Genomic DNA, 18,527 nt, shown 5'->3' on the forward strand with positions numbered 1-18,527 from the left:
CCTGGACGTAGTCGGGCCTGGGTCCGTACGCCGCCAGGTCGTCCTGCCGTGCCGCGATGTCGGCGTCCAGCGGGCGGCGGCCGATCCAGACCACTCGGGCGCCGTGCCGGCGCATCATGTGCTCGGTCCACACGACGCCGATGCCGCCCGCGCCGCCGATGGCCACGATCACGCCACCGGGCTCGCACGGGACGTCCGCCGTGCCCGGCTCGGGCACCTCCAGCAGCCGCTGGCGGTACCACTCGCCGTGCCGGTGGGCCAGGGTCTCGCCGCGGGGGTCGGCGGGCAGTTCCAGCAGTGCCGGCCAGGGCACTGGGGCGCCGGCCTCGATGTCGGCGACGCGGACGCTCCAGTGGGGGTACTCCTTGGCCAGGGTGCCGAGGAGGCCGTGCACTCCGGCGTGGGCCGGGTCGGAGTGGCTGTCACCGGGCAGCAGGCGCGCCTGCCGGGTGACGGCGGTCAGGCCCAGCTCACGGGCGTCCGCGCCGCCTGCCAGGAGGGCCTTGACGAGGCGGAACACGGCGAGTGTGCCGTCGGAGGGGGAGTCGGCGGGGGCGAGCCAGAAGACGTGCTCGGTGTCGGCGGGCAGCCGCGCGGCAAGCCGGTCGGCGGGCTCGTCCTCGCGGGGGTGGAGGACGGTGGCGCCGGGGTAGTGGCGGCGCAGCCCGTCCTGCTCCTCGGCGGTGCCGCCCAGCAGGACGACGCGGGCCCCCGGTGCGGGCAGGCGCGGGGCGGAGGTCGCGGGCAGGGCGTCCCACACGGGTGCCAGCAGTGCCGCGCGCGGGGCGTCGCCGGCCGTCGGGGTCATCCGGCGGGAGGCGTAGCCGCGCAGGCTCACGCTGAGCCGTCCGTCGTCGTCGTAGAGGTCGATGTCCACTTTGGTCACGTCCCGGTCGGCCGAGGGCGCGTAGCCCTCGGTGTGGCGCAGGTGGGCCCACATGCGTGCGGTGGTGGGGGCGAGGATGTCGGCGGCGTCCAGTGCGAACGGCAGCGCGGGGGCGCCGCCGTGCTCGGCGAGGGTGCCGGTGGCGTCGCCGTGGAGTGCGACGGTGGCCTGGATGGCGCTGTCGAGCATCGCCGGGTGCAGTGCGAAGGCGCCGTCGGCACCGGCGGGCAGGACGAGCCGCGCCAGGACCTCGCCGTCGCCGACGGCCAGGGTGTCGATGGCGCGCAGGCGTTCGCCGTGCCGGATGCCGACGCCTTCGAGTGCGTCGTGGCACTGCTGCCGGGACAGCGTGCGCACACCGCAGCGGGCGCGCAGGTCCGCGAGGGGTGCCGGCGTGGGCGAGCCGGGCTGGGTGAGGCGCCCCTGGGCGTGCACGGCCGAGCCGTCGCGCAGGACGCGGAAGGCGTCGCCGTCGAGGTCGACGCGCAGCTCGGCGCCGTCGCCCTCGACGGGGAACGGGGCGGGCCACACGATGTCGCGCAGGCCGACCGGGGTGAAGGAGTCCCCGCTCGCGGCACGGCGGGCGGCCTCCAGCGTCAGCACGCCGGGCAGTACGGCCCGGCCGCCCACGTGGTGGTCCGCCAGGAAGAACTCCTGGCCGGTGAGCGGGAGACGGTACGCGGGGCGGTCCTGGGCGGCGGCCCGCGGGGCCGGGGTGTCGATCCAGTAGCGCTGCCGCTCGAAAGGGTAGGTCGGCAGCGGGACTTGGCGGCGTACGGCGGGTGGGAAGCTCTCGGTGAAGCGGTCGATCTCACCGCGTACGTAAGCCCGGGCCAGTGCGGCCGGCGTCAGTTCGCGCACGCCGCCCACGGGCCGGGGGTCGGCCGCGGTCTCGCCCTGTACGACCGCGTCGCCGGCGGTGCCGGACTGCCAGGCGCGCAGGTGTGCCGTCAGGGCCGGGAGGCCGGCGGCGACGACGGCGAGCCGGTGGGCGAAGTGGCTTCGTCCCGCGGCCAGGCTGTAGGCGACCGCTCCGGCGGGCAGGCCGGGTTCGCGGTCGAGGTGGGCGAGCAGCCGCTCGACGACGGCGCGCAGTGCGGCCGGTGTGCGCGCGGACAGCAGGAAGGCGTGCTCCCCGCCGGGCTCGCGGACCGTGGGGGCCGGGTTTTCCTCCAGCACCACGTGGGCGTTGGTGCCGGAGGCACCGAAGGAGCTGACGGCGGCCCGGCGCGGCCCGTGTGCGGGCGTCGTCCACAGCCGCGGTGCGGTGGTGACGGTGAAGGGGCTGCCTTCGAGGGCGACGGCGCGGTTGGCCTCGCAGAAGTGCAGCGTCGGCGGGATCTGCCGGTGTTCGAGGGCCAGCAGCGACTTGATGACACCGGCGATGCCCGCGGCGAACTGCGTGTGTCCCAGGTTGGTCTTGACCGAGCCGAGGACCGCGCTCCCGGCCGGGGCGCCCTCGAACGCGCGGGTAAGGGCGCGGAATTCGATGGGGTCGCCCAGCTGTGTGCCGGTGCCGTGCGCCTCGACGAGCTGGATGCCGCCGGGCTCGATGCCGCCGCGGGTGTGGACGTCACGCAGGAGCTGCTCCTGGGAGGCCGCGCTGGGGGCGGTGATGCCGTTGGTCGTGCCGTCCTGATTGATGCCAAAGGCGCGGATCAGGCCGTGGATGTGGTCGCCGTCGCGCCGGGCGTCCGCGAGCCGCTTGAGGACGACGGCGCCCGCGCCCTCACCCGGCACGAAGCCGTCGGCGGCGGCGTCGAAGCTGTGGCAGCGGCCGCTGGCGGAGAGCATGCCCGCGCGGCTCGCGGACTCGTAGAGCCGGGGGGTGGTCTGGATGAACACGCCGCCCGCGATCGCCATGTCGGCCGTGCCGTCGCGTAGGTCGCGGCAGGCCAGGTGCAGGGAGACGAGCGAGCTGGAGCAGGAGGTGTCCGTGGTGAGGGCGGGGCCCTTGAGGTCGAGCTGGTAGGCGATCCGGGACGCCACGACGGAGCCCATGGTGCCCCACAGGGCCTGCGCCGGAGGGTTCGCGTCCAGGTGGTCGTGGTAGTCGCCGGAGTAACAGCCGACGTACACACCGCAGTTGCGGTCGCGCAGGCGTTCGCCGGTGTAGCCGGCGTCCTCAAGTGCGTTCCAGCACTGCTCCAGGAAGATGCGCTGCTGCGGGTCCATGTAGGTGGCCTCGACCCCGGAGATCGAGAAGAACACCGGGTCGAACTGGTCGATGCCGCGCACGAAGCTGCCGGATCGGCAGGTCACCTCCGGGCCGAGCGGCCAGCGGGTGACCGGCTCGACCAGGTCGTCCCCGGCCATCAAGTGGTCCCACAGGGCGCGCGGGTCCTCGGCGTCGGCGTAGCGGGCGGCCATGCCGACCACGGCGATGGCATCGTCGTCGGCGTCATCGTCGGCGTCGACCGGGGGCGCGGCGGCGGGTGCCGGGGCGGCCGCGCGCGTGCGCAGTGCGTCGCCGTAGGTGCTGGTGACGAACGCGTGCAGGCGCTCGACGGTGCCGTGGTCGAAGAGGTCGGTGGTCTCCAGGTCGGTGCCCAGGGCCGCGTTGAGCGTGTGCACCAGGTGCACGCCGAGGATGGAGTCCAGGCCGTAGTCCGCGAACGGGCGGCGGCGCTCGATCTCGGCGACCGGCATCTGCAGGGCCTCGCCCAGCGCGTCGAGAATGACACGCTCGGCGTCCTCGGCCCCGGCCGCCGCCGGGGAAGGCGCAGGCTGCTCGGTCTCCTCGCCGGCCGGGTCGAACCAGTAGCGGCGGCCCGCGAAGGGGTAGCCGGGCAGGTGCACCCGCGCGGGGGTTCCGCCGCCGTGCAGGCGGGTCCAGTCCAGGGGCATGCCCTTGGCCCAGAACGCGGCCAGCTCGCTCCACTCGCCACGGGTGATCCAGCGGGCGACGAGCTCGCGGAGCTCGTCGTTCTCCGCCAGGGCGGCCAGGGTCTCCCGGGTGGCCTTGACCTGGCCACGGTGCCACGGGCCCGCCGCCTCGGGGCCGGCGAGGAAGGCGCGGAGCTGCTCCAGCCACGCGGTGGCCGTGCTCGCGACGAAGCAGACGCGCTCGTCCATCGCCTCGCGGCCAATCTGGAGGGTGGCCGCGACGGCCGCCAGGTCGACCTGCTCCTCGGCGCCGAGCCAGGCCGCCAGTTGCTCGGCCCGTGCGCGCAGGTCCTCGGGGGTGCGGGCGGACAGCGGCAGCAGGACCGGCCCGGCCGGGGCGGCGGACGTGGCCGTCGTGCCCTGGTACTCGGCGACGATCACGTGCGCGTTCGCGCCGCCCGCGCCGAAGGAGGAGATCCCGGCGATCCGCGGCCCGCCGCTCGCGGGCCGCGGCCAGGGGGCCGCGGAGGTCTGCAAGGTGAAGGGGGTGGCCGCGAAGTCGATGTCCGGGTTGGGCCGCTCCGCGTGCAGGGTGGGCGCGAACTCGCCGTTGCGCAGCTGCAGTACGGCCTTGGTCAGCCCCGCGATGCCGGCCGCCGCTTCGAGGTGGCCGATGTTCGACTTGGCCGAGCCGAGGGCGCACGCGCCGGTGCCGACGGCGTCGGGGCCGAACGCCTGGGTCAGGCCGTCGATCTCCACGGGGTCGCCGAGGCGGGTGCCCGTGCCGTGCGCCTCGATGTAGCCGATGTCTGCGGCGGACACCCCGGCGCGGTCCAGCGCCTCGCGGATCAGCGCCGCCTGGGCGCGCGGGTTGGGCACGGTGTAGCCGTTGCTGCGGCCGCCGTGGTTGATGGCGGAGCCGAGGATGACCGCGTGGACGGGGTCGCCGTCGGCCTCGGCCTTGGAGAGCGGCTTGAGCAGCACGGCGCCGACGCCCTCGCCGGGGGCGAAGCCGTCACCGCCCTCGCCGAAGCTGCGGCAGTGTCCGTCGGTGGCGAGCATCCGGGAGCGGCACAGCTCGACGTAGGTGGAGGGGTGCAGATAGAGGTTCACCCCACCGGCGACGGCCAGTTCGCAGGCGCCGTGGCGCAGGTGCTCGCACGCCTCGTGGATCGCGGTGAGCGACGCCGAGCACATGGTGTCGATGGGCATGCTCGGGCCGTGCAGGTCCAGCAGGTAGGACACCCGGTTGGCCAGGGATCCGAAGGACGTGCGCGGCGCGGGCGGCACCCCGTCCGTCGCCCGGGGGCGGTGCCGGTCGAAACCGGTCTTGGTGATCCCGGCGAAGACGCCGACGCGCGAGGCGTGCTGTTCGGCGAGCCGCTGCCGGGTGTATCCGGCGTCCTCCAGTGCCGACCACGCGCTCTCGATGAACAGCCGTTCCTGCGGGTCCATGTCGGCGGCGTCGCGGGGTGCGATGCCGAAGAACGCGGCGTCGAAGCGGGCGAAGTCGTCCAGGAACGCGCCCCACTTGCTGTAGCTGGCGCCCTGTCGCACGGCACGCTGCGCGTCCGGTTCGTAGAAGCCGTCCAGCGACCAGCGTTCGGCGGGGATCTCGCGGACGCTGTCGCGGCCCGCCCGCAGGTTGTCCCAGAAGGCCCCCACGGTCGGCGCGTCCGGGTAGCGGCCGCTCAGGCCGATGATGGCGATCGGCTCGTCCGTGCCCGCCGGGCGTGGCCGCGTCGCCGCCGGGGCGGCGGGGCGGGCCGGTGCCACGCTCGGGGCCGGGCTGTCACCGAGCCAGCGCAGGCAGCCCTCCGGGTGCTGCTCGGCGAGGTAGCCGGCCAGGTCGTGCAGCGTCGGGTACTGGTACAGCAGCGTCTTGGGCAGCGCGCCGAACCATTGCGTGAACCGGCTGTTGAGCCGGGTGACGGCCAGCGAGTCGATGCCGAAGCTGTCCAGGGGCGCGGCGGCGTCCAGCCTCGCGATGTCGAGCCGCAGCGTCTCGGCGACCAGTTCCTTCAGCCGGGGCAGCACCCGTACGCGCAGTCGCGCGGCGCCCGTCGCTTCCTCGTCCACGTCGCTCTTTTCGTCCTTGACCAGCAGGTGTGGTGTGCCGAGCGCGAGCGCGCCGTGCAGCGCGCGCAGCGCGGTGTCCGTCTCCAAGGGGCGGCCGAAGCGCTCGGTGAGCGCGGGGACGTCCTCGGCCGGGACGCTCATCCCGCCGTCGCGCCACAGCGGCCAGGCGATCGAGACGCTGCGGCCGTGGCGCTCGCCCTTGGCCACGAGAGCGGCGCGATGGGCCTGGTAGGCGTCGAGGAAGCCGTTGGCGGCGGCGTAGTCGGCCTGGCCTGCGTTGCCGTGCGTCCCGGCGCCGGAGGAGAACGCCGCGAGGAAGTCCAGCGGCAGGCCGCGGGTGGCCTCGTCGAGGTTCACCAGCCCGGCGGCCTTGGGCGCGAGCACCCGCTGGGCGTCCTGGTGGGACTTGCGGATCACGAAGTCGTCACTGATCACACCGGCCGCGTGCACGATGCCGTCGAGCCGGCCGTACGCGCTCACGAGGTCACCGACCAGCTCCGCCACGGCCGTGCGGTCGGTGACGTCCACCCGGCGGTACTCGCCCCACGGGCCGGGCTCCCGTACCTCCGAACGCCCGCACAGGACGATCCGGGCGGCGGGGGCGTGCCGCGCGATGTCGGCGGCGAGCAGCCGCCCGACGCCGCCCGCTCCCCCGGTGATCAGGTAGACGCCGTCGGCCTTCCACACCGGTGCGTCCGTCACCTCCGGCGCGGCGGCCCAGTGGCGGACCTGGCGGCGGCCCTCGGTGTAGCGCAGGTGGTCCCGCGCCTGTCCGAACTCCGCCTGGAGCGCCTCGGCGAGCTCCTCGCCCGACGGACGGCCCGTGAACTCGATCAACTGGCCGTGCAGCGCGGGGTCCTCCTGGGTGGCCGTGCGCAGCATGCCGATCAGGCCCGCGTAGCCGTACGGCGTCCCCTCATGGCAGACGACCTGCACGCGGCAGGGGCCGCCACCCGGCTGACCCAGCAGCCGCTGGAGCTCCCCGAGCAGCCGGGTCGCCGCGTGCTCGTAGGCCGCGGCGGGCCCGTCGGTACGGCTCTCCACCTGCGCGACGGACACACCGGGCAGGTGCCCGCGCAGGACGGCCACGTCCCGCTCGGCGATGTCGCAGAGCACGACCAGCCGACGGGCTCCCGCCGGTGCGGCCTTCCCTCGCACCGGTTCGTCGCGCCAGCTCGGCACACGAAGGATGTTCTGACTCAAGTTCGGTTCCGTTCCGGGTTCGTGGGGCGGCCGGGCCGCCTGATCCAGGGAGGAGAGAGGGAGGGGAAGCGTCAGGACCGGCTCAGGGCGTCCGGGCCGGCCCGCCCGTCGAGGACGGCGTCGAGCAGTGCCGCTGCCGCGGCGGAGTCGAACGCGGTCCCGGCTTCGGGCGGTGGGGCCGGTGCCTCGTCGCTCGCGGGCACCCAGTGGCGGTCGCGGGCGAAGGGGTAGGCGGGCAGCCGCACGACGCGGCGCTCACCGGCGGGATGTGCCGCCTGCCAGTCGACGAGCGCGCCGTCGCACCACAGGGCCGTGACGTCGCCGAGCCGCCCCTCGCGCAGCGCCCGGGTGACCTCCGCGGCCTGCTCCGGCTCGCGCCGCACCCCGGTGCCGCGCGACCGCTTGATGCCGCCGGTGTGCCAGCCGGAAGGCCGGTCGCCCGCGAGGAAGCGGTCCAGCACGCCGAGTACGTCGTCGACGCTGCCGGCGACGAAGCCCAGGCGCTGCTCCATCGCTTCCCTGCCGACCTGGAGGGTGAACGCCAGGTCCGCGAGGCCGGGGGTCCGTGCCTCGCGACGTGCCTGGGCGAGGAAGTCCCGCAGCTGCCCGGCCGAGGCGCGCAGCCGGTCGTCGTCCCGGGCGGACAGCACGATGGCCTGGGGCGCGGTCGTGGGTGCCGGGGCGGGCCGGGGTGCGGGGGGTGCTTCGAGTACGACGTGGGCGTTCGCCCCGCCGAAGCCGAAGCTGCTCACCCCGGCCCGCAGCGGCCACTCCCGCCCGGCCGCGTCGGCGCGCGGCTCCCAGCGGCGCAGTTCGCGCACCACCTCGAAACCGCCGTCGGCGAGCGGGAGATGCGGGTTGAGCCGCTCGCAGTGCAGGGTCGGCGGCAGCTCGCCGTGGCGCATGGCGAGCAGCACCTTGAGCACCCCGGCCAGGCCGGCGGCCGACTCCAGGTGGCCGATGTTCGTCTTCACCGAGCCGAGCGCGCACGGCCGGTCACCGTGCGGCGGCCTGCCGTCGGCGGCGCGCAGCGCGCGGTAGGCGCCGGCGAGGGCGTTGACCTCGACCGGGTCGCCCAGTGCGGTGCCCGTGCCGTGCGCTTCGACGTAGCCGATGCTGTCCGGGTCGATGCCGCGCATGGCGTCCTGGATCAGGGCTGCCTGCGCCTTGCCGTTGGGGGCCGTGAGGGACCCGGCCCGGCCGCCGTGGTTCTCGGCGCTGCCGCGGACGACGCCCCAGATGGCGTCGCCGTCCCGCTGCGCCTGGGCGAGCGGTTTGAGCAGCACCACGGCGACGCCTTCGGAGCGTACGTAGCCGTCGGCGTCGGCGGAGAAGGTCTTGCAGCGGCCGTCGGGGCTGAGCATGCCCGCCATCTGTGTCGCGGCGAACGTGTCGACGCTCAGCAGCAGGTTGACCCCGCCCGCGAGGGCCATGTCGCAGCGGCCCGAGCGGATGCTCTCCACCGCGCGGTGCAGCGCGATGAGCGAGCTGGAGCAGGCGGTGTCGACGGGTTCGCTCGGCCCGTGCACGTCCAGGACGTAGGAGATGCGGTTGGCCAGCATCGAGTGCGCGTTGCCGGTGGCGGTGAAGCCGTCGGGGGCCACGCCGCTGGCGTTGAGCAGGTGGTGGTAGTCGCTGCCGGAGACGCCGAAGTAGACGCCGGTGTTCTCCGGGAGCCGGGCCGGGGCGTAGCCGCCGTTCTCCAGCGCGGCCCAGACGGTCTCCAGTGCGAGACGGTGCTGCGGGTCCATCAGTTCCGCTTCGAGCCGGGAGAGGTGGAAGAAGTCCGCGTCGAAGCGGTCCACGTCCTCGATCCGGCCGGCGAACTTCGGGAAGTCCGCCCGGGCGACGGTCTCGGCGTAGCGCCCGTCGAACCGGTCGCCGGGGTAGTCGCCGATCAGGTCGGCGCCTTCGCGCAGCCGCTGCCAGAAGGTGTCGAGGTCGCCCGCGCCGGGGAAGCGCCCTGCCGCGCCGACGACCGCGACGGCGCCGTCGTCCGGAACAGGAGCAGGAACAGGAGCAGGAACTTGCGCAGGCACAGGCACGGTCACCGGCGTGGGCACCGGATCGGGCTGTTCCGTTGCCGCGGGGGTCGTCAGTTCCGAGCCGTAGCGCTCGAGCAGGTGCTCGGTGAGGCTGCGGATGTCGGGGCACTCGAAGAAGACCGCCGGAGTGAGGTCCGTGCCGAGGACGCCGTTGAGCTCCGAGGACAGCTTGGCCAGCGTGATGGATTCGAAGCCGTACGCGTGGAAGTGCGTGTCGACGTCGATCTCGGCCAGGTCGAACTTGAGGAGGTCGGCGACGGTCTCGCGCAGGGTGGCGACGAGCGCGGTCCTGCCGTCCGCGACGGCTTCGGGAGCCTGCGGCGGAGCAGCCACCAGCTCGGCCGTCGGTGCGGCCACCGGCAGCGGTTCCACGGCGCCGTGGGCCTCCGGCTCCGTACGCGCAGCCGGGGCCAGGGCCACCGGCGCCGCCCGCCCGGCCGCGCTCCGCAGCGCCACCGGGAGCGCGCCGCCGGTGAATTCGGCGTCCTCGGCCCGGCCCAGCACGCGGCCGTGTCCGTCGAGGAAGGACGCCTGGAAGACGGTGTCGGAGGTCCGCTCCAGGACGATCGCCCGGGTGTGCTCGACCCCGTCGCCGTACGCGGAGCCGACGCGTGTCACGGCCGCCTCGGCCCGGCCCAGGGCGTGCTGGACGCCCTGGACGAGCCCGGCGAGCACCCAGGCCGGGAACAGCACCCGCTGCTTGTGGGGGTCCTGGCACATCGGGGGTTCGGCGACCCGCACGAGCAGCCGGTGTTCGTCCAGCTCGGTGACGCTCTCGACGCCGCGTGCGTAAGGCCGGGCGTCGATGCCCGCTTCGGCCAGCCGGGCGTAGAAGGCGTCCTGGTCGAGAGTGGCGGGGAGGCTCAGCGGCTGCGGCATCGGTGCGGGGGCCGCCGGCGCCGCCTGCTCGATGTCGGCGGCGAACCGCAGGGTGGCCTCCTCGGCGTGCCACAGTTCGACGCGGTGCGCGCCCGGACCGGCCGTGCCGAGGCGCCATTCGAAGGTCTCCACGGCGTCCGCGGGCGACGGCAGCGCGGCCCATCGGGCGTCGCGCAGCCGCAGCGGTCCCTCCAGCCCGGCGAGCCGGGCGAAGGCCAGGGCCGCGTCGAGCAGCGCGACGGTGGCGTAGCGGCGCTTGCGGCCGGCGGTGTGGACGTAGTCCAGCAGGTCGTCCCCGCGCAGCTCCAGGGCGTAGCGCACGCCGTTCAGGTCCGACCGGTTGGTGCCGACCCACGGGTGTGCCCGCCGGGTGAAGGCCAACGGCCGCAGGACGCTGGGCGCGTCGTCGTACTCGGGGTACCAGCAGCGCACCTTGTCGAAGGGGTAGGCGGGGAGCGACAGCTTCGCCGGGCGGCTTCCCGCCGGCCACAGCAGGTCCCAGTCCGGCCCGGCACCGCCCGTCCAGTGGCGTGCGAGCCCGGAGAGGTCCGCGTCACGCAGGGCCTGCTCGACGGTGGCGGCGTCGGCGGTGCGCCGCTGCCTCAGCGTGCTCACGGTGAAGTGCGTGCCGTGGGGCGGCTCCAGTGCTTCGGCGGTCCAGTCGGTCTCGGCCAGCTGGGCGAGCCGGGCTCGCGCGTCGGTGATGTCCTTCGCGACGAACGCCAGTCGGCACGGCAGTTCGTTCTTGCCGGTCTGCAGGGTGTAGGCGAGCGCGTCCAGGCCCGGGGCGGTGTCCCGTACGTACTGGTGGGTGTCGCGCAGCACCGTGCGCAGTGCCTGGGGGGTCATGGCGGAGAACACCAGCAGTTGCGGGCGGCCGCTGTCCGGCGCCGCGACGACGTTCCCGTCGTGCTCCTCGACGACGATGTGGACGTTGATGCCGCCCGCGCCGATGGAGGTGACGCCCGCCCGGCGGGGTACCTGCTCGCCGCCCAGCACGGGGCGCCGCCACTCCGCGCGGTCGCGCTGCACCACGAACGGGGTCTTCTCGAAGTCGATCGCGGGGCTCAGGGTCTCCGCGTGCAGCGACGGCGCCAGGGTGCGGTGCTTGAGCTGGAGCAGCACCTTGGTCAGGCCCACCATGCCCGAACCGGACAGTAGGTGTGCCACGTTGGACTTGACCGAGCCGATCGCGCAGAACTCCCGGTCCTGGGTGTCGCGGCCGAAGGCGAGGCTCGCGCCCTTGATCTCGATCGGGTCGCCGAGGGAGGTCGCCGAGCCGTGGCCCTCCAGATAGCTGATCGTCCGCGCGTCCACGCCGGCGTCGTCGAGTGCCTTCTCGATGGCGCGCGCCTGCTGCTGCGGGCTCGGCACCGTGAATCCGTTGCGCACGCCGGCGTTGGTCATGCCGCTGCCCTTGATCACGCCGTAGACGTGGTCGCCGTCGGCCACCGCCTCCGCCAGCGGCTTGAGCACGAGCGCGCCGACGCCCTCGCCGAGGATCGTGCCGTCGGCGCCGAGGCCGTAACTGCGCACGACTCCGGCGGACTTGGTGGTGAAGTGCGCCTGAGAGGTGGCGATCAGGTCGAAGGGGTGCAGCATCAGATTGATGCCGCCGACGACGACCATGCGGCACTCGCCGCCGCGCAGCATGCGCACCGCCTGGTGCACACAGGCCGAGGAGGAGGAGCACATGGTGTCGACGAACGCCGACGGCCCGGTGAAGCCGTAGTGGTACGACAGCATGTTGGCCATCACGCCGATCTCGCTGCCGCTGGTGGCGGTGCCGCGGGTCAGCATGTTCTGGAAGCCGTAGAACGAGTAGCTGTTGTTCATCGAGCCGACCAGCACGCCGACGTCGCTGTCGTAGCGGCGCTTGAGCGTCTCGCGTGAGTAGCCCGCGTCCTCCATCGCCGTCACACCGGCCTGGAGGAACAGCCGGACCTCCGGGGACAGCAGTTCGGCGTCGCGCTGGGAGATGTTGAAGTAGCGCGGGTCGAACGCCTCGACGTCCCGGAGGAACGTGCCGGTCCTGACGACCGTCTTGCCCTGGACGTCGCGCTCGTCGAAGTAGATGTCGCTGTGCCGCCACCGCGACCCGGGGACCGGCTCGAAGCTGTGCCGGCCCTCGCTGAGCAGCTCCCAGAACTCCTCCAGCGTGTCGGCGCCGGGGTAGCGCCCGGCCATGCCGATCACGGCGATGTCGTGCCGCTCCGGGCCGGCCGGTGCGGGGGTACGTGCCGCGACGGCCGGGGACGGCCGCGGGGCCGGCGCCGCCGCGACGGGCGCCTCGACGGCCGGTGCCTCGACAGTCGCCTTCACGGGGGCCGGGGCCTCCGGTGCCTCCGGGGCCGGGGCCTCCGGGGCGAAGAGTTCGAGCAGGCGGTCGCGGTGTTCGGCGACGAAGTAGTCCGCCACGCCCTGGAGGTCGACGTGCTCGAAGAACAGGGTCTTGGGCAGCGACCCGAAGGTGTCCTCCAGCTTGCTGGTCAGGTCGACGATGGAGATCGAGTCGATGCCGTAGGTCTCCAGCTTCTCCTCGACCAGGATGTGCTCCGCTTCCTGCCGGGTCACCTCCGCGAAGAGGTTCCGCAGGAGCTCCTGCGTGCGGGCGAGGAGCTCGCGCTCGTCCAGGGCGGCCGGCGCCGGGCGGGTGCGCTGCGGTACGGGCCGCGCGGCGCGGTCCAGTCCGGCGTACACGCGCAGCTTCGCCTCCTCGCCGAAGAGGACCACGCGGCGGACGGGTGCGCCGGAGCGCAGCGCGCGCTCCAGCGCGTCCAGGCCGGCCTCGCTCGGCAGCGGCACGGTGCCGGTGCGCTTGCGCATGTAGGCCAGGCTGGCGTCGTCCACCCGCATGCCTCCGTCGGCCCACAGCGGCCAGTCGACGGAGCGGGTCACGCTGCCGGATGCCTGCCGCTTCGCGGCGAACGCGTCGAGGAAGGCGTTGGCGGCGGCGTAGTCGGCCTGCGCGGCGTTGCCGAAGGCGCCTGCGACGGAGCCGAACAACAGCAGGAAGTCCAGGCCGGTTTCGCGGGTCGCGGCATCGATGTGCGCGGCACCGTCCACCTTGGGCGCGAGAACGGCGGCGGTACCCGCGAGCGGCTTGCTCGCGAGATAGCCGTCGTCGAGCACACCGGCCGCGTGGAACACGCCGTCGAGCCGGCCGTGTTCCGCGCGGATGGCGGCCACGGTCGCCCGTACGCTGTCCGCGTCGGTGACGTCCGTGCGGCGGTACGCCACCGCGCCCGATGCCAGCCGCGCCCGCAGCTCGTCGACCGCCGGGCTGTCGGCGGACCGGCCGCTGATGACCACGGTCGCGCCGTGGCGGCGGCACAGCCGTTCGGCCAGCAGCCGGCCGAGCCCGCCGGCGCCACCGGTGATCCAGTACACGCCGCCGTCGCGGAGCAGGCTCTCCCCCGCGTCGGTGCGGGGCAGTTCGACGGTCTCGTGGCGCAGCCGACGGCCGTCCGGCGTGTAGGCGACCTCGGTGTCCTCCCCTGCGCCCGCCTCGGCCCGTACGACGCGCTCGAAGCGGTCGGTGTCGCGGGGGTCCCACCCGTCGAGGAGCACCAGCGCGCCCGTGAAGGACGGGTTCTCCTGGTGCGCCGTCTTCAACAGCGCCGCCAGCGGGGCGTAGACGGGTGACTCGGGGGCTCCGGGTGCGACGACGAGCACGCGCCGCCCCTGCCCGAGCAGGCGCTGGACGTGCGGGTAGCAGCTGTGGAACGCGGCCTTCATCGCGGCGGCGTCGGTGCCGCCCGCCGGGACCGCAAGGTGCTCGATGTCCACGCCCAGCCGTGCGGCGGCGGCTGCGGCGAGGTCCTGGTCGAGCGCGGCGTTCAGCACCGTCACCGGCCCGGCCGGTGCGTCCTCGGGCGCCGCGGCCTCCGACCAGCGGCCGGTGACCTCCATGAGCTCGCCCTCGGGGGCGGCGCTCGCGGGCTCGGCGGTGGGCAGTGCCCTGGAGGTGTATCCGGTGAACCGCACGCACAGCCGGCCGGTCTCGTCGATCAGGTCGATGTCGATCGCCGTGCTCTTCCCCCCTCCGCTGCCCGAGGGCCGCAGCCACGCCCACATCCTCGGGGTCGTCGGGGCGTGGACGGTGAGGCTGTCCAGCGCGAACGGCACCGCCGGGGCGGACGGCCTGCGCCAGCCGCCGTCCTCCGAGCCGAGGGCCAGGGCCGCGAGGACGGCGCTGTCGAGGATGGCGGGCTGGAGGCTCATGCCCGCCGGGGCGTCGGCGGGCAGCCGCAACTCGGCCAGCACACCGTCCTGTCCGCGGTGCAGCGCGTGGAGGCCACGCAGCGCGGGGCCGTGCTCGATGCCGCTGGCCCGCAGCGCGGCGTACCCTTCGGCGGCGTCGACGCGCTGGGGGTGCCGCTCGCGCAGCCCGTCCAGGTCCGTCGTGTCCGCCGCGGTCACGCCGTACTCGACGCGGCCGCTGGTGTACGGCGTGCCCTGTTCGTCGGTGATCGCGTAGTCGTAGCCCTCGCCCGCGGGGGTCAGCCGGAGCAGTGCGGACAGCCCCGTGTCCGCGACGGTCAGCGGGCGGATCCACACCGCGTTGCGGACGCGCGGCGCCTGTCCGGCGCGGCTGCCGGCCACGGCCGGCTGCCCGGCCGCCGCGGTGACGAGTTCCAGCGCCACCACGCCCGGGACGATGCGGGCGCCAGCCACGACGTGGTCCCGTACGAACCCGTGCGTGGCGTCGAAGCGTACGGGGAACGACCAGCCGCCGTCGTGCGGCCGCCTCTCGCCGAGCGGCGCGGGCGCCTCGGGCGTGCGGCCGCGCTCCGGCTCGGCGGTCGGGCGGAACCAGTGCGGGGTCCGCGCGAACGCGTAGCCCGGCAGGTGCACCCGCCGGCCCCGCTCCGGCCACTTTGCCCAGTCGACCGGCAGGCCCTGGGCCCAGGCCGCCGCGAACTTCTCCCCGCGGCCCTGCTCCAGCCAGCGCTCGGCCAGTGCCGCCAGGTCGTCCGCGTCCAGCCCTTCGGGGCTCTCCGCGTCCGCCCGTCCGCGCGGGCAGCCGGCGGGCGTCTTCTCCCCGGCGGCGACGCTCTCCAGCTGGGCCGCCCACTCGTCGAGGCCGCTCGCGCGGAAGACCACCCGCTCGCGCATCGGCACCCGGCCCTCGCGCAGGGTGCGTGCGATGTCGGTGAGCGACAGCGCGTCGCCGTGCTCGACGCGGGCGCGGACCCAGTGGGCAAGCGCGGCGCACGTCTCGCGCAGCCGCTCCTCGTCCTTGGCCGACACCGGCAGCCACTGTTCGCCGGTGTCCTCGGTGGCGGTGACCGGGTCGCCGGATTCCAGCAGCACATGGGCGTTCGTCCCGCCGAAGCCGAACGAGCTGACGCCGGCGCGCAGCGGTGCGGAGTCGTCGGCACCCCAGTCGGTGAGGCGGTCCACGACGTACAGCGGGCTGCCGTCCAGCTTGATGAGGGGGTTGAGCTTGCGGAAGTTGACCGTCGCGGGCAGCTTGCGGTGGCGCATGGCGAGGATCACCTTGAGCATGCCCGCCACCCCGGCGGCCCCCTCCAGGTGGCCGATGTTGGTCTTCACCGAGCCGACGCCACAGCGGTGCCCGTCCGCGGGCCCGTCCCCGTGCAGTTCGGCGAAGGCGCGCTTCAGACCGCGGATCTCGATCGGGTCGCCGACGGGCGTGCCGGGGCCATGCGTCTCGACGTAGGTGACGGTCCCGGGCTCGATCCCGGCCCGGCGGTAGACGTCGGTGATCAGCTCGGCCTGTGCGGCCGGGTTGGTGACCGTCAGGGAGCTGGTGCGCCCGCCGTGGTTGCTGCCGATGCCCTTGATCACCGCGTGCACGGCGTCGCCGTCGCGGCGGGCGTCGGCGGCCCGCTTGAGGAGGAGGACGCCGCCGCCCTCGCCGCGCACATAGCCGTTGGCGTCCGCGTCGAAGGCGCGGCAGAGCCCGTCGGGCGAGAGCATGCCCGCCTTGGCGAAGGCGATGAAGTGCCGGGGCGACCAGGTGAGGTTGACCCCGCCGGCGAGGGCCTGGTCGCAGTCGCCGTTGCGCAGCGCCTGCACCGCCTGCTGCACGGCGACGAGCGAACTGGCGCAGGCCGTGTCGTTGACGACGCTGGGGCCGCGGAAGTCGAAGTGGTGGGACACCCGGTTGGCGATGATCGCGTAGGCCGCGCCGGTCGGGTAGTAGGCGTCGATCTCCTCGACCTGCTGCTCGATCAGCTCGGCGTAGTCCCAGTGGCAGACCCCCATGAAGACGCCGGTGCGCGAGCCCGCGACGCGGTCGGCGCGGTATCCGGCGTCCTCGAGGGCGTGCCAGCTCAGCTCCAGGGCCATCCGCTGCTGCGGGTCCATGGACTGGGCCTCGCGGGGGGAGATCCGGAAGAAGTCCGCGTCGAAGCAGTCGACGTCGTCGACGAAGCCGCCCCACACGCTGTTGGTCTTGTTGAACTCGCGGCGCGGGTGCCCGAGGTGGTCCTCCTTGCGCCAGCGGCGCTCCGGCACCTCGCTGATCAGCGAGGTGCCGGCGGCCAGGTGGTCCCAGAACTCCTCCGGGGTGCGCGAGCCGGGCAGCCGCAGGGACAGGCCGACGACGGCGATGTCCTGGCTCTCGGCGGGGACACCGGATTCCTTCTTCACAGCGTGTTCTCCGTCCTGGCCGACAGGGCGTCGCTGCGCCGGTCGACGACGTTCAAGGGGACCCCGAGCGGAGCGTGGCGGCGGGCGTGCCCGCGCACGTACCAGTGGTGCAGCCAGAGTGTCGAGGCCAGGAAGACGAACGCCTGGTTCTCCTTCGTGCCGATCCCCTCCGGCGGGCTGTCGAAGACGCGGTCGGTGAAGCGCCGCACGAAGCTCGGGTCCAGCACGCCGATCTCCTCGAGGGTGCCGGGGTCGGTCAGCAGCTCGCGGTAGTCCGGGCGGGAGCGGACGAACGCGGCGCTGTCCGGGGCGCGGTAGGGGAACTTCCCCTTCTTGACGATCCGCTCGGGCAGCACATCGGCGTAGGCCCGCTTGAGCAGGTACTTCTCGTCGAAGGGGTCGCCGAACCGCAGGTTGAGCGACGCCGCCCGGCGTACGACGGCGGGGTCCAGGAACGGGCAGCGGTTCTCCACCCCGTGCGCGAGCGCCATCCGCTCGCCCTGGGTCGACAGCAGATAGCCGCTCAGCAGGGTGCGGAACTCCAGCCACTGCGCCTTCTGCACCGGCGACAGCCGTTCGTATCCGGGCTCCTGGGCCACCAGCTCCTTGACGGCGGCGAACGGATCGCCCGGCTCGCGCAGCAGGCGCGCGGCGAACCGGCCGTTCTGGAAGCGCATCTGGTGCGAGAAGAGGCCGGGCAGGCTCTCCTCGGTGAACTGCTGGTAGAGGCCCAGCATGCGGCGGTGGCCGTCCGCGCCGTTGAAGTGGCGCAGGTAGGGATAGAGCTGCCCCATCCTGCGCATGCGGGTGTCGTCGTCCATCTCGTGCCACGCGGAGAGCAGTTGCGTGTCCTTGAAGATGCCGTAGCCGAGGAACGCCTCGTCCGCGCCCTCGCCGCTGAGGACGACCTTGATGCCCTCGCTCCGCACGTGGCGGGCCAGCAGGTACATCGGCACGAACGCGGTACGGAAGACGGGCACCTCGGCGTGCCGGACCGCTTCCGGGAAGGCGTCGACGATGTCGGAGTCGGACACCCGCACCGTGGAGTGGTGGGTGCCCAGGTGCTGTGCCAGCTCGGTCTGTTCGGCCGACTCGTCGAACTCCGCGTCCTCGAACTGGATCGAGAACGTCCGCAGGGGGTGGTCGGTCCGGCCCGCCGCGATGTGCGCGATCACCGACGAGTCCAGCCCGCCGGAGGCGTAGACCCCGACCTCGACGTCGCTGCGCAGCCGCACGTCGACGGCGGCCTCCAGCTCCGCGCGGACCAGCTCGACGGCCTCCTGCTCGGACTCCGGTGCCGGCCCCGCGGTCAGGTCGAGGGTCGCCCAGCGGCCACGGCGGACGGTGTCCCCGCGCACGGTGAGGTACTCCCCCATCGGGATCTGCTCGATCCCGCGGTAGCCGCTCTGGCCGGGCAGCGGTGCCCAGGTGGCGTAGATCGAGGACAGTTCCGGGGCGTCGAACTCGAAGCTGAAGCCGGGGTAGGCCAGGAACGCCTTCATCTCGGAGGCGAACAGCCAGGCGCCCTCGTGCCGGGCCACGAACAGCGGCCGCTTGCCGAAGCGGTCGCGTGCCAGGTGCAGTTCACCGGTGGTGGTGTCGAAGACGGCGAACGCGAAGGCGCCGTTGAACCGGGGCAGGCAGTCGTGGCCCCAGGCGGCCCACGCGCCCAGCACGACCTCGGTGTCGGAGCCGGTGCGGAAGGTGAAGCCGCGGGCGGTCAGCTCGTCGCGCAGCTCACGGTAGTTGTACAGCTCGCCGTTGTAGCAGAGCCAGTAACGGCCGTCGGCGCTGCCGACCGGCTGCGAGCCGCTGGCCAGGTCGATGATGCTCAGCCGTACCGTGCCCATGGCCAGGCGGTCGTCGAGGAAGCAGCCCGCTTCGTCCGGGCCGCGGTGCTCGATCTGCGCGAGCATGTCGTGGATCACGTGCTGGTATTCCCGCGGGTGCAGGGAGCTTCCGTGGAAGCCGGCTATGCCGCACATCGG

General features: G+C 74.0%; 3 protein-coding genes (1 of these 3 only partly in view). All 3 read right to left on the minus strand.

The window, feature by feature from the left end:
• Positions 1-6,994: the start of an SDR family NAD(P)-dependent oxidoreductase gene (locus tag ACFY1P_RS05005; RefSeq protein ID WP_390749728.1), read on the minus strand. The gene continues 16,721 nt to the left of window position 1, outside the view; the window shows 6,994 of its 23,715 coding nt (coding positions 1-6,994); the start codon lies at positions 6,992-6,994; its stop codon lies beyond the left edge, outside the window.
• A gap of 71 nt (positions 6,995-7,065) precedes the next feature.
• On the minus strand, positions 7,066-16,539 hold the full coding sequence (locus tag ACFY1P_RS05010) for an SDR family NAD(P)-dependent oxidoreductase (RefSeq protein WP_390749729.1): 9,474 nt from the start codon (positions 16,537-16,539) through the stop codon (positions 7,066-7,068).
• Entirely contained in the window at positions 16,536-18,524 is a 1,989-nt protein-coding gene (gene asnB, locus ACFY1P_RS05015) for an asparagine synthase (glutamine-hydrolyzing) (protein WP_390749730.1), read from the minus strand. Before asnB ends, ACFY1P_RS05010 begins: the two co-directional genes overlap by 4 nt.
• Between the last annotated feature and the right edge of the window lie 3 nt (positions 18,525-18,527).

This window comes from Streptomyces sp. NPDC001407, from assembly GCF_042895325.1.
In the GTDB taxonomy this organism is placed as follows: Bacteria; Actinomycetota; Actinomycetes; order Streptomycetales; family Streptomycetaceae; genus Streptomyces.